Origin of the sequence: Ruegeria atlantica, from assembly GCF_001458195.1 — a bacterium.
GTDB classification, from domain to species: Bacteria; Pseudomonadota; Alphaproteobacteria; order Rhodobacterales; family Rhodobacteraceae; genus Ruegeria; species Ruegeria atlantica.
Window position 1 is genome coordinate 16,500 of record NZ_CYPU01000021.1, and the last position, 20,194, is coordinate 36,693.

18 protein-coding genes, 1 tRNA gene and 1 pseudogene are annotated in these 20,194 nt (G+C 52.7%); 12 read left to right on the forward strand and 8 right to left on the reverse strand.

Translation table 11 applies throughout. The features are described 5' to 3' along the window. Positions 1-34 precede the first annotated feature (34 nt). Positions 35-979, forward strand: a complete 945-nt coding sequence (locus RUA4292_RS05935) for a glutathione S-transferase family protein (protein WP_058276870.1) — start codon at positions 35-37, stop codon at positions 977-979. A gap of 433 nt (positions 980-1,412) precedes the next feature. Here the strand turns inward: RUA4292_RS05935 and RUA4292_RS05945 are convergent, their stop codons facing one another. Continuing rightward, positions 1,413-2,246, reverse strand: coding sequence for an IclR family transcriptional regulator (locus RUA4292_RS05945; protein WP_058276773.1), 834 nt, complete (start codon positions 2,244-2,246; stop codon positions 1,413-1,415). A gap of 246 nt (positions 2,247-2,492) precedes the next feature. On the opposite strand from RUA4292_RS05945, the gene RUA4292_RS05950 reads away from it, so the two are divergent. From RUA4292_RS05950 to RUA4292_RS05980, 7 genes are all read left to right on the forward strand, one after another. Then, positions 2,493-3,587 carry a TRAP transporter substrate-binding protein gene (locus RUA4292_RS05950; RefSeq protein WP_058272735.1) on the forward strand — a complete coding sequence of 365 codons (1,095 nt, stop codon included), beginning with the start codon at positions 2,493-2,495 and terminating at the stop codon, positions 3,585-3,587. Positions 3,588-3,668: 81 nt separating this feature from the next. After that, positions 3,669-4,277 carry a TRAP transporter small permease subunit gene (locus RUA4292_RS05955; protein WP_058272736.1) on the forward strand — a complete coding sequence of 203 codons (609 nt, stop codon included), beginning with the start codon at positions 3,669-3,671 and terminating at the stop codon, positions 4,275-4,277. After that, entirely contained in the window at positions 4,270-5,634 is a 1,365-nt protein-coding gene (locus tag RUA4292_RS05960) for a TRAP transporter large permease (RefSeq protein WP_058272737.1), read from the forward strand. Before RUA4292_RS05955 ends, RUA4292_RS05960 begins: the two co-directional genes overlap by 8 nt. Further along, the gene (locus RUA4292_RS05965) at positions 5,631-6,986 is read left to right on the forward strand and encodes an amidase (protein WP_058276774.1); all 1,356 of its coding nucleotides are present in this window, start codon (positions 5,631-5,633) and stop codon (positions 6,984-6,986) included. Before RUA4292_RS05960 ends, RUA4292_RS05965 begins: the two co-directional genes overlap by 4 nt. A gap of 4 nt (positions 6,987-6,990) precedes the next feature. Further along, positions 6,991-7,185: a hypothetical protein gene (locus tag RUA4292_RS05970; protein WP_058276775.1), complete on the forward strand. Its 195-nt coding sequence runs from the start codon at positions 6,991-6,993 to the stop codon at positions 7,183-7,185. Positions 7,186-7,189: 4 nt separating this feature from the next. After that, positions 7,190-8,152, forward strand: coding sequence for a 2-hydroxyacid dehydrogenase (locus RUA4292_RS05975; protein ID WP_058276776.1), 963 nt, complete (start codon positions 7,190-7,192; stop codon positions 8,150-8,152). A gap of 14 nt (positions 8,153-8,166) precedes the next feature. Continuing rightward, positions 8,167-9,039 (forward strand): NAD(P)-dependent oxidoreductase, encoded by an 873-nt coding sequence (locus RUA4292_RS05980; RefSeq protein ID WP_058276777.1) that lies wholly within the window; start codon positions 8,167-8,169, stop codon positions 9,037-9,039. A 287-nt stretch (positions 9,040-9,326) separates the two neighbouring features. Here the strand turns inward: RUA4292_RS05980 and RUA4292_RS05985 are convergent, their stop codons facing one another. After that, positions 9,327-10,631 carry a tetratricopeptide repeat protein gene (locus RUA4292_RS05985; protein ID WP_058276778.1) on the reverse strand — a complete coding sequence of 435 codons (1,305 nt, stop codon included), beginning with the start codon at positions 10,629-10,631 and terminating at the stop codon, positions 9,327-9,329. 211 nt (positions 10,632-10,842) lie between these two features. Between RUA4292_RS05985 and gntH the strand changes: the two genes are divergently transcribed. The 3 genes from gntH (at position 10,843) to RUA4292_RS06000 (ending at position 15,304) form a co-directional block, all read left to right on the forward strand. Next, positions 10,843-12,174 carry a guanitoxin biosynthesis MBL fold metallo-hydrolase GntH gene (gntH, locus tag RUA4292_RS05990; RefSeq protein WP_082637018.1) on the forward strand — a complete coding sequence of 444 codons (1,332 nt, stop codon included), beginning with the start codon at positions 10,843-10,845 and terminating at the stop codon, positions 12,172-12,174. Between the two features lie 125 nt (positions 12,175-12,299). Continuing rightward, on the forward strand, positions 12,300-14,057 hold the full coding sequence (locus RUA4292_RS05995) for a hypothetical protein (RefSeq protein ID WP_058276780.1): 1,758 nt from the start codon (positions 12,300-12,302) through the stop codon (positions 14,055-14,057). Next, complete coding sequence (locus tag RUA4292_RS06000; protein WP_082637019.1) at positions 14,054-15,304, forward strand: HupE/UreJ family protein; 1,251 nt, start codon at positions 14,054-14,056, stop codon at positions 15,302-15,304. The genes RUA4292_RS05995 and RUA4292_RS06000 overlap by 4 nt, the downstream gene beginning before the upstream one ends. A gap of 373 nt (positions 15,305-15,677) precedes the next feature. On the opposite strand, the pseudogene RUA4292_RS06005 reads toward RUA4292_RS06000, so the two are convergent. The 6 genes and pseudogenes from RUA4292_RS06005 to RUA4292_RS24910 all read right to left on the reverse strand — a co-directional run bounded on the left by RUA4292_RS06005 (position 15,678) and on the right by RUA4292_RS24910 (position 19,431). Further along, positions 15,678-16,204: pseudogene (locus tag RUA4292_RS06005) on the reverse strand (tyrosine-type recombinase/integrase). Positions 16,205-16,680: 476 nt separating this feature from the next. After that, complete coding sequence (locus RUA4292_RS25620) at positions 16,681-17,160, reverse strand: ATP-binding protein (protein ID WP_082637020.1); 480 nt, start codon at positions 17,158-17,160, stop codon at positions 16,681-16,683. After that, positions 17,046-17,639, reverse strand: coding sequence for a hypothetical protein (locus RUA4292_RS24725; RefSeq protein ID WP_058276783.1), 594 nt, complete (start codon positions 17,637-17,639; stop codon positions 17,046-17,048). The genes RUA4292_RS25620 and RUA4292_RS24725 overlap by 115 nt, the downstream gene beginning before the upstream one ends. 48 nt (positions 17,640-17,687) lie before the next feature. Continuing rightward, the gene (locus RUA4292_RS06020) at positions 17,688-18,020 is read right to left on the reverse strand and encodes a hypothetical protein (protein ID WP_058276784.1); all 333 of its coding nucleotides are present in this window, start codon (positions 18,018-18,020) and stop codon (positions 17,688-17,690) included. Next, entirely contained in the window at positions 18,020-18,679 is a 660-nt protein-coding gene (locus tag RUA4292_RS06025; RefSeq protein ID WP_058276785.1) for a response regulator transcription factor, read from the reverse strand. Before RUA4292_RS06025 ends, RUA4292_RS06020 begins: the two co-directional genes overlap by 1 nt. 44 nt (positions 18,680-18,723) lie before the next feature. Then, positions 18,724-19,431 (reverse strand): hypothetical protein, encoded by a 708-nt coding sequence (locus tag RUA4292_RS24910; protein WP_058276786.1) that lies wholly within the window; start codon positions 19,429-19,431, stop codon positions 18,724-18,726. A 536-nt stretch (positions 19,432-19,967) separates the two neighbouring features. Between RUA4292_RS24910 and RUA4292_RS06040 the strand changes: the two genes are divergently transcribed. Next, positions 19,968-20,042 (forward strand) — tRNA-Gly (locus RUA4292_RS06040). Positions 20,043-20,194: the final 152 nt, after the last annotated feature.

Below are 20,194 nucleotides of genomic sequence, written 5' to 3' on the forward strand. Positions count from 1 at the left end.
AGATCACACCGCAAACAGAAAAGAGGCTGACACCATGCCCGATCCAACTACGGAGATAATCTTGCACAACTATCCGCAATCCCCCGTAGCGGAGAAAGTGCGCGTGGCCTTTGGAATCAAGCAGCTGTCCTGGCGCAATGTTGAGATACCACGTCTGCCGCCGAAACCGATGCTGACAGCGCTTACGGGCGGCTACCGACGGACCCCCGTCATGCAAATTGGCGCGGACATTTATTGCGACAGCCAATGTATCCTTCGCGAGCTTGAACGTCGTCACCCGACACAGACGTTCATGCCAACATCTGAGCCCGGGTTGATGTGGTGTCTCAGTCGGTACACCGATGGTGATCTGTTCTCGCTTGCAGTGAAAATCGTTCTTGGATCTGCCGGTGATGATCTGCCAAGTGATTTTGCGGAGGACCGTGGACGTTTATACATTGGCAAGGATTGGGCTGAAGGCCTTAAACGTGCCAACAAGCAGCTTCCTCATCTGGTCGCACAGATGCGTGCGCCGCTGTCTTGGATGGATGCACAGTTGCGCGACGGACGCTCTTTTTTGCTTGGCTCTGATCCTGCGGCCATTGACGCGCAGATGTATCATTGCATTTGGTTTATTCGTGGGCGGTGGGATGGTGGCCCTGAGATGCTATCCGAATTTCCTGACCTGACACGCTGGGAGGAAAATGTGCGCGCACTCGGACATGGAACTTCCCACGCAATGCGTGCTGAAGACGCAATTGATCAGGCAAAAAATACCGAGCCCGCGTCAAAGACCGGTGCAACCCCTCACGATCCGCAGGACCTTCGAGTTGGTACTTTTGTAGCGGTCAGCCCTGATGTCGAAGGCGGCGAGCAACCCGTCGAAGGCAAGGTGCATTACGCGGATGCTGAGACAATTGCGATTTTGCGTACGAGCGATGAGGTGGGAACGGTCTGTGTGCATTTTCCACGTAGTGGCTATCGCGTATCCGTAGCCTAAACGAAAATTTTTGCCCGTCATTCGAATAGAAGTGCCAAAATGAACGCCGCAGAAGGCTAAGAAATGAATTCGCGAATGCGTGAAACAAGCCGTTGTGGAAACGCTTGCGCCGAAGAAAATCAAATATGACTTCGTCTTGTTGCGCGAGGTCTTCGGCTTTTTCGGCGATGGTCTCCGTCGCTCGGCCAACATGCAGCATGCGGTAGGTGTAGGTCTCTGTGCATTTATTCGCTGCCCTTGGTCTAGGTTTGTTGTTGTCTAAGTAGATGACGTGGCCTGATCATCTATTAACATTTATCCAAAACAGCCATTTGTAGCCTACCAAGGCATCCCTCGAAATTTTATCTAAGCAAAAAGAAATAGAATGCTGCGTCTTATAGAGGACTGTACAAATGACAAATTAAGTTTCTAGAGGCCTGAACGATTGAAAAATTCAACTTCCTGCTGATGACTGCGTAAGCTTATCTGAGATGGTTGTAGCGGCCTTTACGACCAATTTCGCCAGGTCCTCAAGCTTGTGGTCGGGGAACCTTGTAATCGGACCCGAGACCGAAACCCCCGCAACTACTTTTCCTAACGAATCGAAAATAGGAGCAGCGATACAACGCATACCCAAAAACCGTTCTTCATCGTCCAATGCCCATCCTCGTTCCCTAGATTTACAAAGCTCTGCCTTCAACTCTTGCACGTCTGTAATTGAATTAGGAGTTTGCTGGACTAAAATTTGTGGGGTCAAAAAGCTCTCCAACGCGGCCTCATCCATAAACGCCATTATAGCTTTTCCCACACCTGATGTGTGAAAGTGCGCTGCGGTCCCGTTTTTGAAAGAGGCTCTTATCGGGTTTTCGGATTCGACTTGAACAAGAAAAAGTAACAGGCCACCTTCTTCGATTGCCAGATTTGCCGTCTCGCCAGTCTCTTCCGACAGTATCCTCATCTCCGCCGGAGCGACTTCGAGCAAATTTGATCCTTCTTCAAATGTACTTCCGATTCGATACGACTGCGGTCCAATGCGCCATTTGCCTTTCTCGGCATCATGAACAACCATACCTCTCTGCTGGAGCGTGGTCAGAAGTCTGTGTGCCGTGGCAGCTGGAATGGCCGTGACCTTGGCAAGTTCCGCGAGTGTCGCACAACGCCGATCCGCGAGAAAGATCAGCACTTGAATGCCGCGATCAAGCGCAACAACGAGCGATACTTCTGCTTTCTCCTCATTTGCTTTTAGACGCGGGCGCCCTCGGCGAAGCGGTTTTTTTGTTTCATTCATAGTTTGGGCAACCAACGCTGAGTTTCTTATCTATTGATTCTAACTTGTTCGCCGAAATTAAAAAAATGGAAAATATAAATTTTTTTAATTCAATTTGTTAAACGAATATAAGGTAAAAAAGCTAAGGAGTTTCCAAAATATTTTGAAAACTTGGATTTTTGTCATATCGTTGTCACCATCCGCAGGATAGCGGATTGGTGCTAATTCCGAAACGATATCGGAGGCGGCCCAGTCAAGGGAGGAAACATGACAAAATCTTTGAACCGCAGGGGTTTCCTGCGTGGATCTGCTGTTGTTGGCGCTGGTGCGCTTGCAGCACCGGCTGTCCATGCGCAGGAAGGAACCACACTTAAGATGCAGGCTGCTTGGGGCGGCGGCATCTTTCTTGAAAACGCGCAGTCCTATGTGAACCGTGTAAACGAGATGTCTGGTGGCAAGCTTTCGATCGAACTGCTGCCAGTAAACTCAGTTGTGAAAACCAGCCAGATGCAGGACGCGGTTCACCGCGGCGTTCTGGATGCTGCGCATTATGTTCCAGCGTATTGGTATTCCAAGTCCAAAACGGCATCTCTGTTCGGAACCGGCCCCTGCTTTGGCTGGTCCAGTCAGGAAGTTCTGGGCTGGGTGAACTATGGCGGTGGCCAGGAATTGTTTGATGAGCTGATGGGGATACTCGAACTCAACGTTGTTTCCTTCTTCAATTCGCCGATGCCGGCTCAGCCTCTTGGGTGGTTCAAGGAAGAGATCACTGGCGCGGATCAAATGAACGGCTTGAAGTATCGGACCGTTGGTCTTGCCGCGGATGTTCTGCTTGAGATGGGCATGTCCGTGGTGCAGCTGCCAGGCGGTGAAATCCAGCCTGCAATGAAATCAGGCCTGATTGATGCCGCAGAGTTCAACAATCCGACGTCGGACCGCGACTTTGGTATGCAGGATGTGTCCAAACATTACCATCTTGCGTCGTTCCACCAGAGTCAGGAGTTCTTTGAAGTTACCTTCAACAAGGACAAGTACAACGCACTGGCGCCAGAACTTCAGGCGATCCTTAAATACGCGTCCGAAGCTGAGAACTCTAACTTCTACTGGAACAACACCAAGCGTTATTCCGAAGACCTTGTCACGCTTGCGGAAGAGCAAGGGGTCAACGTCTATCGGACGCCGGACAGCGTAATGCAAGCGCAGCTTGAAGCTTGGGACGTTGTGGTTGAGCGGATCTCAAATGAAGACCCCTTCTTTGCCAAAGTCATCGAAAGCCAGATGGCCTACGCGAAGACCGTGATGAATTACCTCAACCTGAACCAGCCGGACTACAAGCTGGCCTATAAGCATTATTTCGGCTGAGAGGTGTAAATCGTTGAAAAGGGAAAGTCGCGCTTTTGCGCGGCTTTCTGAACACCGGGCAGAACAGGCGAGGGACTGACCTTGATCAAAACAATCCACGCCATCGAAGGGCTAAGCCAATGGGTCGGCAAAGCCTTCGGATGGTGCATCCTTATTCTGACACTTTCCGTGTCTTACGAAGTGTTCGTCCGGTACGTGCTAAACAAGCCAACCGTCTGGGCGTTCGACATGATGGTCCAGATGTATGGCGCGTTGTTTCTAATGGCCGGGGCCTATGCGTTGGCACAAGACGCACATGTCCGCGGCGATGTTTTGTACCGACTATTCTCAGTCCGCTGGCAGGCTCGCGTCGATTTTGTTCTATATATCCTTTTCTTCTTTCCCGGCATGTTTGCTCTGTTCTGGTACGGGTGGGAGATCGCAAAGGACAGTTGGCGCTATGAGGAGGTCAGCTGGAACAGCCCTGCCCGTATCCAGATTTACTTCTTCAAAACACTGATCCCAGTCGCTGGTTTCCTACTGATGCTTCAAGGAATTGCCGAAATGGCCCGATGCTGGCTGGCGATGCGAAATGGTGTATGGCTTGAGCGGCTGGATGACGTTCGCGAGACCGAAGACATGTTGATGGAAGAGACTATCGACAAAATTCGGACAACGGGTTCAAAAGAGGGAGGCCGTCGCGATGACTGATCCACAAGTCGCCATCATGATGCTCAGCCTCTTCATTCTTTTGGTGTTGCTGGGCTTTCCAATAGCGTTCACCTTGCTCGCCATGGGTGTTGGTTTTGGGTACTACGCCTACTACCAGTCTGCGCCTGAGAGCATTTCGGACATCTTCAACAACAACATCTTCTACCTTCTCAACCAAAACACCTACTCGGTGATGGAGAACGACACGCTTGTTGCCATCCCACTGTTCTTATTTATGGGGTACGTGGTCGAGAGGGCGAACATCGTTGATCGACTATTTTTTTCTTTGTACATGGCGGCGCGAAACTTGCCAGGTTCCCTAGCCATTGCGGCGTTACTTACCTGTGCGGTTTTCTCGACAGCGTCCGGAATTGTTGGTGCAGTTGTTACGTTGATGGGTCTGCTTGCCTACCCTGCGATGGCCAATGCCGGGTATCAACGCAGTTTCGCCTCTGGCGTTATCTGCGCGGGCGGAACTTTGGGAATTCTGATCCCGCCGTCGATCATGCTGATCGTCTATGCCGCTATTGCCGAGCTTTCACCGTTGCGATTGTACGCTGCGGCAGTTTTCCCGGGCCTTATGTTGGCGGGGTTGTACATCGTTTACGTCATGGTTCGTGTCTGGTTGAACCCGGCCCTGGCACCGAAACCACAGGAGGAAGACATTCCTCCGAAACGGCAGATCTATATGGATTTGCTGGTTTCATTCGTGCCGTTGACCGTCTTGATTATGCTGGTGCTTGGCTCAATTTTGGGAGGTCTGGCGACACCGGCTGAAGCGGCCGCAATGGGCGCATTGGGTGGGTTGGTGCTAGCGATGCTCTACAGATCGCTCACATGGGAAAAGGTAAAGCAGAGTGTCTTCCTCACAGCCAAGGCCACCGCAATGGTGTGCTGGTTGTTCGTTGGTTCCTGGACCTTTGCATCGATCTTTTCCTATCTCGGCGGGCATGATGTGATCGAGCATTGGGTCGTAGGCATGAACCTTCAACCCTGGCAATTCCTAGTTCTTGCTCAGTTGATCATCTTCCTGCTGGGATGGCCGCTTGAATGGTCCGAGATATTAATTATCTTCGTGCCGATCTTTCTGCCAATGCTGGATACGTTTGGGGTCAATCCGTATTTCTTCGCGATGCTGGTTGCTCTGAATCTGCAGACCTCGTTCCTGACACCACCCATGGCGATGTCAGCGTACTATCTTAAAGGGGTTCTCAAAAACCAGATTCAGCTTATGGAAATCTTCAAAGGTCTGATGCCTTATTTGGGCATCGTGATACTGTGTATGGTGCTGATGTATCAGTTCCCGGGGATCGCGCTGTGGCTACCTGACTACCTGTTCGGGGTTTGGGTGCCATGACCAAGCATGATCTGGCCCTGTTCTCTGCGGTTCAATCCGCCGAGGCCATTCAAAATGGGCGCATATCATCCGAAGCATTGGTCGAAGCCTGCCTTAAGCGCATTGAAGAGACCGACAGTGTTATCCGCGCCTGGGCTTATCTTGATGCAGGCGTGGCGCTAGATCAGGCGCGCGAGATGGATCGCATCCGCAAAGCGGGCCGGGCTACTGGTCCACTGCACGGTGTGCCCGTTGGGCTGAAAGATATCGTCGATACGAATGACATGCCCACACAGCGCGGCACAACGATCTTTTCAGGTCGGCGATCAGAAACAGATGCAAGGCTTGTCGAACATCTGCGAGAGGCTGGTGCGGTGATTATGGGTAAGACCAAGACCACTGAATTTGCCTTCATGCATCCAACGGACACCACTAACCCCTTCAACTCGGCCCGAACACCGGGCGGATCGTCAAGCGGGTCTGCTGCGGCGGTGGCAGCCCGACACGTACCACTAGCCATTGGGACGCAAACCGGGGGGTCCGTTATTCGCCCAGCGTCCTTCTGCGGCGTCTATGGCTTCAAGCCAACCCAAGGAACGATCTCTCGAACAGGGGTGTTTCGGACATCGGTGTCGCTGGACCAAGTCGGCGGGTTTGCGAACTCTCTTGAAGACATCGCATTGCTGACGGACGTGATATCTGGCTACGATCAAAGCGATCCAGCCAGCTTTGCACGACCACGCGCGAAAATGTTGGAAGGAGCCCAGGCAGAGGTTCCGGTTGAGCCGAACATTGCCCGGCTTGATTTTCCGTTCGACGATCGTTTGGACGCGGATACAGTTGAAGGTATCAATGCCGTAATCGATGGCTTGGGAGGGCAGGTCGAGCGGTTTTCGGCATCCCCTGAACTGTCTGATCTAATTAATGTTCACAAAACGATCTATGATTACGAAATTCGCCAGAATATGGCTGAGATTTCCGAAAATCATTGGCCTGCGATTAGCACCGAGATGCAGTCTGCAGTTAACCGCGGAGCAGAAATTAGTGCGACGCAATATGAAGATGCCTTGTTAGTCATGGCGTCGGCGCAAAGCTTTTTTACGGAATACTTCAACGATTTTGATGCAATTCTGGCCCCTTCGGCCAAAGGAGAGGCAGTGCCACTGAACGCAGGGCACACTGGAGATTCAGTTTTTTGCCTAGCTTGGACATTGGCGGGTCTGCCGTGCCTCACGCTGCCTTTACTGGTTGGGCAGAACGACCTGCCCATCGGTGTGCAATTAATTGGTGCGGTTGAAGAAGATGACCGATTGCTGCGCACGGCATCATGGGTCCAACGCAGCCTCAACGCACAGGAACAACAAGGAGAGTAAACGTATGTCGCGGCTGACAAACATTATCATGGGCTTGATTGGTATTGGCCTGATGATGACTTTCATTCTTGGCCTCGCGCACAGTATTTCGACCGGTTTCGCCGGGTTTCGGGGTGGTTTGCCGTTTCTGTGCATTGCGGTCTTCGTCATAGCCCTTGCGCTATACAATTTCTGGGAAGACGCCGTTAAAAAGGACTGATCTCATGAGCGACAAACCAGTCCTCTGGCTTCCACGCCGGCTGTCCGACGCGACCATCGATCGTGCACGTCGGGACTACGACGTAATCCTCAACGATGCCGACACGCCGGGCACGGCAGAAGAGATCATTGCCATGAGTGCACAGGTCGACGCAATGATGCCCTGTCATTCAGAACACTTCTCTGCTGACGTCGTTTCACAACTCGACCCGCGACTGAAAATTATTGCGAACCATTCTGTTGGCGTGGATCATTGCGACCTGCCGGCTTTGGCATCAAGAGGGATCGTCGTTACAAACACACCCGATGTCCTTTCTGACGCCACTGCGGAATTAGCAATGCTTCTGATGCTCGGCGCGGCGCGACATGCAGTCCGCGGCGACCGTCTCATGCGCACAGGTAACTGGGACAGTTGGAGCCCTTCGTTTATGGTCGGCAAGCAAGTAACCGGGGCACGACTGGGGATCATCGGAATGGGGCGCGTGGGTCGGGCATTTGCAGCGAAGGCACGCGGGTTTGACATGGAAATCCACTATTTCAACCGCACACGCCTGTCACCTGATCAGGAACAGGGAGCTATGTATCATGAAAGCGTCAACACCCTTCTGCCAGTGTCCGACTATCTATCGCTTCATTGCCCAGCTACGCCCGAAACACTAGACCTTATGAATGCCAAACGGTTAGCTGCGCTGCCTGACGGTTCAATACTAGTCAACTCTGCACGCGGTGCCCTTGTGGACGAAGACGCGCTACTGAACGCGATTGAAAGTGACAAATTAGCTGCCGCAGGTCTTGATTGCTTCAAGATAGAACCGGGCGGCAACCCAAAGTTCGCAGCTCACGAGAACATCTTCATGTTGCCCCATATCGGAAGCGCAACAACTAAAACCCGCGACGCTATGGGCTTTCGCGCTTTAGACAATTTAGATGCTTTCTTTGCAGGTAATACACCGCAAGACCTTTTATAGATTAGGAAACTTTAATGGCAAAAATTGCTTTTCTAGGCCTAGGCGTAATGGGTTTTCCGATGGCGGGCCACCTGCAGGCTGCAGGGCACGATGTAACAGTTTTCAACCGGACTACAGCCAAAGCCGAAGCATGGGTTGCAGCACATGGTGGCACCATGGGCACGACTCCACATCAAGCCTCAGAAGGCGTGGAATTCGTCATGACTTGCGTTGGCAATGACGATGACTTGCGCAGCGTTTGCACAGGAGAGGATGGCGCCTTCGCGGGCATGTCAAAGAGCGCTACGCTCGTCGACCACACCACCGTATCAGCAAAGGTCACGAGCGAACTTTATGCCGCTGCCAAGGATCAAGGCTTAGGCTTTTTAGACGCCCCAATCTCGGGCGGTCAGGCAGGCGCTGAAAACGGCGTTCTGTCGATTATGTGTGGCGGGGACCAGCCGGTGTATGACGCGGCTGAACCCATCATGCATGTATACTCGAAAATTTGTCGTCGGATTGGGGCGAGCGGTGCAGGACAGTTGACAAAAATGAGCAACCAAATCGCTATCGCTGGCTTGGTTCAAGGATTGAGTGAAGCGTTACACTTCGCAGAGAGGGCTGGTCTCGATGGTGGCGCTGTTGTCGAAGTCATCAGCCAAGGGGCGGCCGGAAGCTGGCAGATGGACAATAGATACGAGACCATGCTCGGTGACCAATTTGACCACGGGTTTGCCGTGGACTGGATGCGCAAAGACCTAGGTATTTGCCTAGATACTGCCAGTGAAAATGGTGCGAGCCTGCCCGTGACAGCGTTGGTAGATCAATTCTACAAGGACGTTCAGAAACTTGGCGGCGGTCGATGGGATACCTCGTCGTTGCTAAAAAGACTTCGGGCATTTGACTGAACCACAAAAGTGCGCGCACGAATTCACCAACAACTTAATAATTATGACGCAATCCGTTCTTATGACTAATCCTGTCCAAAAATATGATTTGATGCGTCTGCTTTGGGCTCGGAGCAGTCGTTCGCTGCGCGATGCATCAATGACTGCGTAGCAGACTTAGCCGCCGTTCGCCGCGTCCACCCGAATGACCGCTGTCGATACTGGCCTTGGTGTTGACTGCAGCAATCCAGTCCTAGACAGCCTGAGTTCGATGCCGTTTGGGCTAACTGCTTGCCGCTTCCAAACACCTAGTTGTTTGTGGCTTCCACTGTCCTAATACTCGAAATAATCTCTTCGACATGCTGTGGGTCTCGGAAAACACCGGTCAGTATCTTTTCCACGTCGGCATCAGGCCAGGACTTCTTCATCTCAATGTGTTTTCGTGCTGCGTCTTTGGTCCGACCAAGCTTAAACAGTGCCGCGACCTGATATGCGAAGGATGGCGCGCTGATCGGATCACCATAATCTGCGGCTTGTGAAAACGCCTCCAGAGATTTTCGGTAATTGCCTAAGTGAAAATTTGACGCACCATAAATGTTTCGATTGGCAAAGCGTTGATTGCTTGGGCCCAAGTTCATTGCCTTCGTGGCTGAACTGACCGCCTCGGCAAAGCGGCCAGAAAATAATGCGATAGAACCATGTATGTCCAAAATATATCCATCCGCAGGCGCCAATTTCACGGCTCTTGACGATATCCTCATTGCCTCTTCGAAATCGCGGTCGGAAAATTTCACCCAGGCTTGAACGGACTGTGCCCATGGGTCAGAGGGGGCGAGGCTGGACGCGCGTTCGGCCATAGAGCGAGCTTGATCCAGAAGGGCGCTTTTTTCTGGACCCTTTGATGTCAATATTGAAAGTGTCGCATAGGTCTGCGCTGATCCAGCATAGCCACCGAAATAGTCCGGGCCCAGTTCGATAACCCGTGCGAACACCTCGTTTACCAACTCTTGTCGCGGTCGATCAAAAATGGGAAACATCATGCGTCGAGCTTGTTCAGCAAGATTTACGGCTTGCAAGGACGAGCCGGACTGCTCACGCAGCGCTTGGCGTTTCAGTACATCCTGATTTGTATTTTCTAAGTGCGGTCGCATTGCTGGTTCGCGCTGCAAAGGGCCTAGTGCGATGAAGACACCAAGCGCCGTCCCCGCAGCAAAAGTCAGAGCTGCCAAGCCAAAGGTGCGCTTGGATGATGCGGCCTCGTTGTTGGGTGCCATTTCGACTTTTTCAAATCGCGGCCTGTATCCGCCGGTATCGACAAAAATCCGGACGGGATCCGCGGCGCCGACAGTGTCGTAGTAGTGCTCCAGATTTTGCCTGAGCCGACGCGCATCTACTCTAACGACATTGTCTGCATCCACCTCTTCCGACGGGCTTCGGTCGTATACGTCCTGAGCGATTGTCTTGCCTCTGATCGACTCGCCCTGACCGGCCATTTCTTCGTTGACGATGTAAGTCAGGAAGGCACGAAGACGATCCAGATGTGAAAACAGGTCACTATCGCAGACAGCCTGCAACGCGGCCTGTTTTTCAGCGATATGGATGCCGTCTTCCATCAATATCCTTATTTCTGAAGGTGATGGGTCACCATATTCACATGTAATGATGCACCGAAAACGGACGTGAGTCACCCCTGTGTCACCGTGAGTCCATTACGAGCGCCCCAACTTTGAGGAACGTTGGTTTGGCATCATCACGGATGCACGCCGTCATTTCCGTTTTCTCAATGGAACACGGTCGGCTCTAGCGGAAAAGGGAGTTCACATCATGCGTAGAACCAAACGATTATTGAAATACTCTGCCTATCTAGCGGCGGGGATAACCTTCGGATTGTGGATGGCTGCCCCGAATGGTGGGCTGAAGACGTTGGGGGATACGTTCGGCCCTTCTATGGCCTTGGCTCAGGAGACAGCCCCGGAAGTGTCCCCGGTCAAGGCGAGGGAAAGGGAAACGTATTACCCGAACAGTGAAGATCTTCAGCCAGATGAAATGCGAGTAATCGCGTGTGGCACTGGCATGCCGACGACCCGTGCTGCACAGGCTGCGGCGTGTTTTCTGGTCGAGCTTGGGAACGGTGACAAGTTTCTGTTCGATGCGGGCTCGGGTTCTGCCGAGCGGATCTCTTCATTACAGATTCCATACAACTACCTCGACAAAGTGTTTTTGGGCCACCTTCACACGGACCATTTCGGCGGTCTTCACGACCTCTTCATCGGTGGCGCTTTGATGGGGCGGAACGTTCCGCTGAGGGTCTGGGGGCCGAGCGGAGCTGCGCCTGAACTTGGTACGGCCTATGCACTTGAGCATATGCAGAAGATGCTGACATGGGATCTGGCGGGCCGTGCTGGCAACGTGGACTTCCGTGGCTACAAAATGGATGTCACCGAATTTGACTATAAGCTTGAGAACGAGATCCTCTACGAGGAAAACGGGGTGCAAATCCGTACCTTCCCCGCGATCCATTCCATAGACGGTTCTGTCAGTTATTCGCTGGAGTGGAACGATCTGAAGTTCGTCTTCAGCTCGGATACTTATCCCAACAAGTGGTTCGTCGACTACTCCAGAGAGGCTGACCTCGTTATCCACGAAAGTTTCATCGCCGTACCGGAACTGGTGTCAAAAATGAAGTTCACACCGGAATCCGCGCTCCAAGTTGGTACGCAGGTTCACACCGCTCCTGAAGCATTCGGCAAAGTGATGAGTGAAATCCAACCACGCATGGCGGTCGCCTATCACTTCTTCAATGACTTCGACACGACAACGGCCGTGTATGAGCGCATTCGGTCCACCTACGACGGACCGCTGAGCCTGGCGCAAGATTTCATGGTTTGGAATGTGACGAAGGATGACATCCGGGTGCGCATGGCCGTGACGGACGAAGCAACTTGGGCACCTCCGCTGGCCGCTCCAGCAGAACCCCCCAAAGTAGAAGACAAAACCGCCATGGCCGAAAGCCTTGGTCTGGAAACCATCGACTTTAGCGAGTTCATTGCAGGCGGTGTCTGGAACGTGGATGACGTTCTACGACCTATCTATGAAGACGCAAGTGAGGCCTTGGGTCAGGACTTTCCCTACCCGGAAAATTCCGAGCCGAAGTAAAGCCACGAGCGAAAATTATCGGTGGCGGGACCTAAGCTCGGCATCGGCACCTCGGCTTCCGATTTCAATCTAACCTCGTGTTCAGATCGCGAAGCCGGGGTCAGCCAGCACTGGAGAAATTAGCAATGACTGTTTTCAGATTTCTGTTCGCGGTGGTTACATTTAATTTGCTCACGGTTCCGTCGGCGCAGGCTGACCTGCTGCCTGCCAATGGCGCAGAGACTGCGCGCAACTTCGCAGAAATTTCCGTGCAAGAAGATCGCGTTAAAATTGCGCTTGAAATAGACCTCAAGGACATGCCCGCCTTTTTGTCGAAAGCACCCGCGGGCGTTGACCCGGCAGCCGCCTTGTCTGAGCGTGTTGGCAAGGCACTCAACGTTTCGGCTGACGGGGTAAACCTTGTTCCAGAAATACAGCACGTAGATGTCAGAGACAGAAAAACGCGCGCTGCATCTTTCAGGCCGAGCTACGGGTTCGCACAACAGGACGAGCGCTCGACGCAAGTGGTGTTTGTGACGCTTGATTTCCCATTTGACCAGAAACCAGAAACCATCACATTTACGCCTCCTCTAGAGCCGGATGGGATGCCTTCTGTACCAATTGGTGTGATTTTCGACCATCAGGGAGTAGCGGTCACAGACTACCGTTTTCTGTCCCGAGCAGAGACGCTTTATCCCAACTGGGATGATCCCTGGTACAGCCGTTTTGAAAACCCAAACCTGACGCGTCATCACAAATCGGCTTTGATGTCCTTCATTTCGGTCGAGCCTAGGGAAGTGCGCCACGAAGTCATTTTCCGGCTGCGCGATCTGGAAGGTTGGACTGACCTCGGGCTTGGCGATGTGACCAGTCTAGACGCCGATCAAATGGAACAGATCAAAATCCGTGCCGTCGAATTGTTTTCAGAAAGCAACCCGATGGTCATCGACGGTTCTCCCGCCACTCCCGCTTCTGCGCGTGTCGACCAGTTGTCGGTTGGCGTCGAGGGTCTGAAGCTTTTGGAAATTAAAGATCGAACGGATCGTTCGACCGCCATGCTGGGTATCATTCTTTCCTATCCGCGAAACGAACTGCCTGAGAATCTCTCTCTGTCATGGACTTTGTTTGCCCAAGACACAGACGCCATTCCGATCCAGATCAGCGACCCAGCCGGGGCTGTGCCGGGACAGATCACCAAGGGATCACCCGAGATTTCATGGACCAACTACATAGTCAATTGGACCGATCCCAGAACTCAGCTTGTGACGGTTTCTGCGGCAACGTCCTACAAAATTCCGGCTTACACGATTGGCCTACTGACCTTCGCGCTTTTGCTCGCAATCGTTGGCATGCGTTCTGGGTCAGGCCGCCGAAAAGGGTGGGCCGTCGCGGCTGTATCTATCTGCATAGCTTCTGGATTCTTGAAAACGGCAACAATGGATGTGGTTTTGCCTAGCAATTCAATCCAAGACAATGAAGCGGCCGCAAGTATCACCTATGCCATCCTGGAAAACGTAGCTGTGGCACAACTCGAGACACAAACGCCCCAACTTGCCACGGCATTGAGCAAATTTGTTCTCGCGGAACACACAAACGATGTGAAAGCAGAAATTCGCCGGGGCATGACCGTAGCGTTGCCATCCGGTGCTAAGGCGCGGGTGAACGAGATCGCGAATTTGACAGTGGAAAATATCAATTCCAGCACCGACGGAGGGGCGCAAGTCCTTGCGCGTTGGGATGCATCCGTCAGCGGCGGGCATTGGGGCCACATGCATCAGCGTGTCGTTTCTTACCGGGCTTTTCTGGATGTCCAAAACAACAAGGGGGCTTGGTATCTGAACGGGTTAACCGTTCTGGAAGCCCGTATGAACAACGCGGCATCTTTTCCGGGAGGAAACTCATGAGACTTTTGGTTGTTCTATGCACACTCCTAGTTGGTTTGAGCGCCGCGCCATCTCAGGCACATTTCAAGCTGAACCAAAATGTCCGCATACATCATGTCGTGCATTCGGACGATGGTCTTGACGTCTATCTGCGTATGCCAATGTCTTACCTTGTTGCGGAACTGGTTGGCCCCGAAGGCGCGGATGGCTTGCCGACGCCTGCGCCTTATACTTCCAATCGCCTCGAAGATGGCGTCCTCATGCACTACGTGGCTCAGGAAGAACTGCGCAATGATCCCGACGGGTTCGCGAGGATCGCTGCTGACGAAATCGTGTTGTCGGTTAAAGGTCAGATACAGGCTGCATCGGTTACCGTCCTTCGGTTGCACCCTTTGGGAACCGAACCTGGCTTTGCGAACTTGTCTGAAGCCAAAGCGGCGCTTGCTTCAGGCGATGTTTTTCCAGCTTCGGCAAACGAAACTTATGTCGGCGACGTTATGGTCGATATTCACTTGCGTTACGACAGCGGTTTTGTCGGTGCTTACAGCTTGTCCCACAGGTCTAACCCTGAACTGCAGGGACAGGAGGACACAGCCAACCTGATACTTGATTACAACGGCCAGGCGATCCGCACCTTTCGCGCCACCGGGTTGATGCATGATCCTGTCAATGTTTCTGGGTCGACCACTGCTGCGGCTGCGACCTTTATCGTTGAAGGTGTCCGGCATATCCTGGAAGGGCCCGACCACGTTCTCTTTGTTCTTTGCATGATCATCGGGGCGCTTAATTTGCGTAGTCTGCTGGCTCGGGTCACGGGCTTTACTATCGGTCATACCGTCACATTGATTTTGGGTTTTTTTGGCATCGCACCCAGTGGCGCCTGGTTCATTCCCACCGTCGAACTGGCGATTGCCCTGTCAATTGTTTACGCGGCAGTCATGGCGGTAACAGCATCGAACCAGGAGCACGGTGATCTGAAAGCCTTTGGTGTAACATCTAGCATCGGTTTGCTGCATGGGTTCGGCTTTTCCTTCATGCTGCACCAAATCTTGCAGGTGGATGCTCCAAACGTCTGGCACAGCCTTCTGGCCTTCAATATAGGGGTCGAGATAGGACAGTTGATGATCGTCCTTTTGGTCTGGCCGCTTGTCCTGTTTTTGCGTAAGCAACCGGGAAAAATCTGGATTGGGTCTCGTGCGACCGTGGCTGCTTGCGCTGCCGTGATTGCAATGGTTTGGGTGGTCGAACGGGCGGAGTTTCTCCTGTGATGCTAAAGTTTTTCGATTGAGAGTGGTGCGATGGCTTCACTTGCCGTTCGTCCAGCTGAGCGTGCAGTCATGCTGGCCCTCTAAGAACCAATCGCGTCTGCTCCTCGCGAGAAACTGTCATTCACCCAAACTGCGGCACTGGCCGATTTGGGCTGCCGTTTCAACCGTTCGCCGCACTTTACATGAGTGACTGCTTACTTCGCACAAGCAGTCACTTGGGAGTGATGACACCCCAGCTACAGACCGGAGCTTGGCGATTCAATCGACGACGACAGTGACGCTCGTCTCGGTACGGAAGTCCAGTGGAAGGTCAGCACTAATGCGACAATTGCCAGTCGTGAAAAACGGGCAACTCTTGCCGCCCGCTCAGTCTTCACACGTCGATCTTTTCTGCGATACTCAGCGCAACTTCCAAATCAACGCCAAGATATCGAACTGTGCTGTCGAATTTCGTGTGGCCAAGCAAAAGCTGCACCGCGCGAAGATTGCCTGTTTTCCGGTAGATTAGTGCCGCTTTGGTGCGTCTCAGCGCATGCGCGCCATAACCGCCTGGTTCCAAACCAATCGCCGACACCCAATCGCGGACCAGACGCGCGTACTGTCGTGCCGAAATATGCGTCCGTTCGTGAAAGCTGCTTGGGAAAAGAAGCGTGCGTCCAAGCATCTGCGGGCGACATACCCAGGTCCAGATGGACTAGCGGGTGTTTTCTGAAACCTCGAATTGGGCGGCCGCATTGTTTTGCGCCGGGCAACTCTCACGCGTTCGCGGACACGATCACCAGTAGCAAGATCGGCTATGCTCAACCGAACGAGATCGCAGCCCCGCAGCTTACTATCGATTGCAAGATTGAAGGGTGCCAAGTTTTTGATATTGATAGAGAATTCAAGCTGGGCTTGGATGGTTCAGACCTGCTTCGCCAGAAGCGGGCGTTTCTGGCCTATCAGACGATCTTTGTTCCGGGGCGGGCGTTTCGGTGTGATCGCAGTAAGTTGAACAATGGATATCGATTGTCCTCCATCCTTACCTCCCTCTCCTGGCACCGACACCGTGTCGACCAACTGAAGCTATAAAGGAACAAAATGGCAGGTGGCATCAGCATACCCGACGTTCGTGCAAAGCGCAGCGAGCGACTACTTTGAGCCCAAACCCAAAAGATCCCGCATGCTGTTAGAATAACAGTGAAGCGTAGTAAGCAGACTTTGCAAAGTTCACCCTGTGGCACGCATCAGTTGTTCTACATCTCGCTGCAAGTCCGCGGTCGCGGCCTGCATTGCCACCGTTACCTGCACGAACAATGCCGAAGTCGTTCGAATTCACATTCTTCACAAATGAGTTGTACTTCGATTGCCGGAAGCCAGGGACTGGTCTCGGCTATTCACGTTTGTGTCTTTCCTGAAATTAGAACCCGGCAAGCCAAGCCGCCGAGGCTAGAGGATGTACCCAGTGTAAGCTTGCTGCCGTAGGCGTTCAACAAGTCAACTGTTATGGCCAAACCCAAACCAGTGCCTCTAACAGAAGTGTCCAGCCGCCCTCCGGAATGCAGTACCCCTTCACGTGCATCTTCCGGAATTCCAGGTCCGTCATCCTCAATGCAAATCTCAATACCACCTTCAACACGATTGGCAGCTATGTGAGTTCTTGTCCGACACCATTTCAGAGCGTTGTCGAGGAGGTTTCCAATCACCTCTTCGATGTCTTGAGCGTCCATTCGGACGTGAAGCCCGCTCTCGCATTCCCTCGTTAAAGATTTTCCTTCACGCTCTGCCGTGACCGAGAACAATCTGGATAGCCTATTAACCGAATGAGTAAGATCAGTTCGAGAGTATGTAAGTTCAGCGGTGTTTGACGCACGCATGCTTGCAAGGGAACGCTTGAGCTGAGCATCGATCTGTTCAACGCGTCGTCGGCAGGTTGGGTATCCGCTCCGTTATCCGACAAAGCTGTCAGTTCGTTTCGCAGTATAGCAGTCGGAGTTTTCAGCGCATGCGCCAAATCAGCCGCTTGCCGTCGGGAGCCAGATACAATCTCGCGGTTCCTGTGCAGCAATTGATTAAGGTCGTCGACAAGCGGCGAGACCTCTTCCGGATAGTCTTCCGGCCTAAGATCGTCTCCCTTGTCCCAGCGATGCGTCACATCAGCGCGCAGCTTCCTGAGGGGGCCACCAATTGCAGACATTAACATCAACGAACCAGCAACTCCGATCAAGCCAACCAATCCAAAAACCGGCAGCAAGTTGTCCTGCGCAGCCCGGCGTTCGCTTATCAGCTCTCCTCTACTTTCAGCGACTGTCACGCCCCATTCGGTTCCGTCTTCGAATGTGATTTTCTGAAACACACTGCGCACGGACTCATTATCCGGGCCAGCGGTGTTCCAGACGACTGCCTATCCACGTAAATCAACAGGTTCGGAAATCGTTTCGTCAAAGAGCGACGCGGACGTAAATATGGCTCCGCTGCCATCTGTCACTTGCCAATACCTGCCGGAATAGGGCGTTCCGTAGGCCGGGTCGAACATGAGATCACGCAGAGCCTCAGGGGCGTCTGTAGTTGCGCTCAAGCCCACAATAAGTTGCGTGTGCCTGTCGCGCAGCGTTTCATCAAACTGTTCCAGGACACGGGTATTGATGTGGGAAAACACAACGAGCGTTCCGACCCCTACAGAAAGGGCGCCAGTCGCGAGGCCACCAAGCAACGCGCGTTGGCGAAGCGACAACATCAGGCGGTATCGATCATATAGCCGCGCCCTCTGACAGTTGTAATAAGTTCAGAGCCTAGTTTTTTGCGCAGCCGGGTTATGAAAACAGCAATGGTGTTGGAATCCCGATCGCCGTCGTATTCGTAAATGTGTTCTGACAACTCGGTACGCGAAACCATGCGTCCCATGTTGTGAGCAAGGTAGGTAAGAACGGCGATCTCTTGTGCGGTCAGATCCACAGGAATTCCACCAACACTGACGCGCCCGTTTCGAGTGTCGAGCGAGACATCCCCCATTTCGATCAAGGGGTTCAACTGACCGCTTTGTCTGGGCAGAATTGCACGCACACGTGCTGCCAACTCGGGCATGTGAAACGGCTTGGTCATGTAATCGTCCGCGCCGGCATCCAGGCCATCCACGCGCTCGCTCCACCCATCGCGAGCCGTCAAGATCAATACAGGTGTCTTTACGCCTGCACTACGCCATTCACGCAGGACAGAAATACCGTCGCGTTGTGGCAACCCGATGTCGAGGATGATCATGTCGTAAGGTTCGGTCGCGCCCAAGTGCAGGGCGTCTGTTCCATTGTTGGCCACATCTACGACACGACCTTCTGCACTTAGAAGTTTCTTGATCTGCTCGCATAGCTTCGGCTCATCTTCGGCCAGAAGTACTCTCATATTCAAAAGCTACAGTCACAACAGTTTTGGTTTAAGCACTATTTTTAACGATCGCCTTTGCCGTTCCCGCCGGAATTCCCGCCGCCGTTGCCATTGCCGCCGCCGTTGCCACCAGCGTTGCCGTTGCCAATGCCGCCGCCGTTGCCACCAGCGTTGCCGTTGCCGTTGCCGTTGCCGCTGCTGTTGCCACCAGCGTTGCCGTTGCCGTTGCCGTTGCCGCTGCCACCAGCGTTGCCGTTGCCGCTGCTGTTGCCACCAGCCTTGCCGTTGCCGCTGCTGTTGCCACCAGCGTTGCCGTTGCCGTTGCCATTGCCATTGCCATTGCCGTTTCCATTGGTGGCGCTGCTTTCACGCTCATTTTCGTCCCGTTCTATTTCGTCCGACTCATTTGCACTCGTTTCAGCGCTGTTGGTTTCATTGTCGGCTCTTGCTTGAGATACGCGATTGCCTGGATTTTCACTGTTTCTTAGAGTGGTTCCCCACTGATCAGTTCTTGAACCATTCGCGCCACTTCTGACTGGAGGGGAGCATTCCTCGCGTGAATTCCTCACAAAATCGCGCAATTCCCTTGATAACTCGTCGTCGCGGTAAAGAGCACGTGGTCGCAAGACCACGTATCGATGCACTCCACAAAGATCGTCCGCCTGCAAAAGATTATCTATATTTTGCAAGTATTGTATTTCCGAAATGCCCCGGGATGCTTCACCGCATCCATCCAACAAAAGAACAACAACTAACAGAAATTGGCGCATATCACGCACCCCCCAGGTTAGTCTAATTACGGGCTTGCTTCGCACAAGCCGTCAACAAAATTCTCGAGGGGGCAGCGTCTTGCAACTGCAAAATGATATAATATGCAATGCATGTCAAATCGCTCTCAAATAAGCCCATCCTTCCTGTCCACAAATATGACCACGTTCGATGCTGATCTCGTACCGCCCGTTATGAAAGTAAATAGAGCCTTGCCTGCAATCAGGTCGATTTGTTCGGGGCGGCAACTCACTGATCGCAAGCGTCTGCTTCGGGCTCAGTGCAGTCGTTGCCGCCAATAAGACGAATGCCCGTTCTTTACGCAATGGGGACATTCGAACAGTTCCGATGGGAACAGGGACACTTTGATTGTTCCGGTGGTTCTATTAAAAAATTGACAGCTTACTTTTTGGCCAAACTCCATAACTTGTCTGCGATTCAGCTGCAGATTTTTTGTTCAACAAAGATCAGTTGTCTGAAAAAAAACAAATCCTCTGTTGACCGCAAATTCGGGATGAAATAGACCCGCTTGAGATGAGCGGGCGTCGTATACTGGCTATTACCTCAGCCTTCCAAGCTGATGAAGCGGGTTCGATTCCCGCCGCCCGCTCCAAGAATTTTTCTCCGACATATAACCTGCAAAACGACTATATTGATTCTAATAGTGCATTGAAATAGTTGTGAAAGTAGTGATGAAGGCGCTTGCCTTCCAAGCTGATGAAGCGGGTTCGATTCCCGCCGCCCGCTCCAAATCAGCCCTAAAAT

Bases quoted from the DNA above. Each gene is read 5' to 3' on its own strand.
- RUA4292_RS05935 (WP_058276870.1), top strand. From the start codon at position 35: ATGCCCGATCCAACTACGGAGATAATCTTGCACAACTATCCGCAATCC.
- RUA4292_RS05945 (WP_058276773.1), bottom strand. From the start codon at position 2,246: ATGAATGAAACAAAAAAACCGCTTCGCCGAGGGCGCCCGCGTCTAAAA.
- RUA4292_RS05950 (WP_058272735.1), top strand. From the start codon at position 2,493: ATGACAAAATCTTTGAACCGCAGGGGTTTCCTGCGTGGATCTGCTGTT.
- RUA4292_RS05960 (WP_058272737.1), top strand. From the start codon at position 4,270: ATGACTGATCCACAAGTCGCCATCATGATGCTCAGCCTCTTCATTCTT.
- RUA4292_RS05965 (WP_058276774.1), top strand. From the start codon at position 5,631: ATGACCAAGCATGATCTGGCCCTGTTCTCTGCGGTTCAATCCGCCGAG.
- RUA4292_RS05970 (WP_058276775.1), top strand. From the start codon at position 6,991: ATGTCGCGGCTGACAAACATTATCATGGGCTTGATTGGTATTGGCCTG.
- RUA4292_RS05975 (WP_058276776.1), top strand. From the start codon at position 7,190: ATGAGCGACAAACCAGTCCTCTGGCTTCCACGCCGGCTGTCCGACGCG.
- RUA4292_RS05980 (WP_058276777.1), top strand. From the start codon at position 8,167: ATGGCAAAAATTGCTTTTCTAGGCCTAGGCGTAATGGGTTTTCCGATG.
- RUA4292_RS05985 (WP_058276778.1), bottom strand. From the start codon at position 10,631: ATGGAAGACGGCATCCATATCGCTGAAAAACAGGCCGCGTTGCAGGCT.
- gntH (WP_082637018.1), top strand. From the start codon at position 10,843: ATGCGTAGAACCAAACGATTATTGAAATACTCTGCCTATCTAGCGGCG.
- RUA4292_RS05995 (WP_058276780.1), top strand. From the start codon at position 12,300: ATGACTGTTTTCAGATTTCTGTTCGCGGTGGTTACATTTAATTTGCTC.
- RUA4292_RS06000 (WP_082637019.1), top strand. From the start codon at position 14,054: ATGAGACTTTTGGTTGTTCTATGCACACTCCTAGTTGGTTTGAGCGCC.
- RUA4292_RS25620 (WP_082637020.1), bottom strand. From the start codon at position 17,160: ATGCGTGCGTCAAACACCGCTGAACTTACATACTCTCGAACTGATCTT.
- RUA4292_RS06020 (WP_058276784.1), bottom strand. From the start codon at position 18,020: ATGTTGTCGCTTCGCCAACGCGCGTTGCTTGGTGGCCTCGCGACTGGC.
- RUA4292_RS06025 (WP_058276785.1), bottom strand. From the start codon at position 18,679: ATGAGAGTACTTCTGGCCGAAGATGAGCCGAAGCTATGCGAGCAGATC.
- RUA4292_RS24910 (WP_058276786.1), bottom strand. From the start codon at position 19,431: ATGCGCCAATTTCTGTTAGTTGTTGTTCTTTTGTTGGATGGATGCGGT.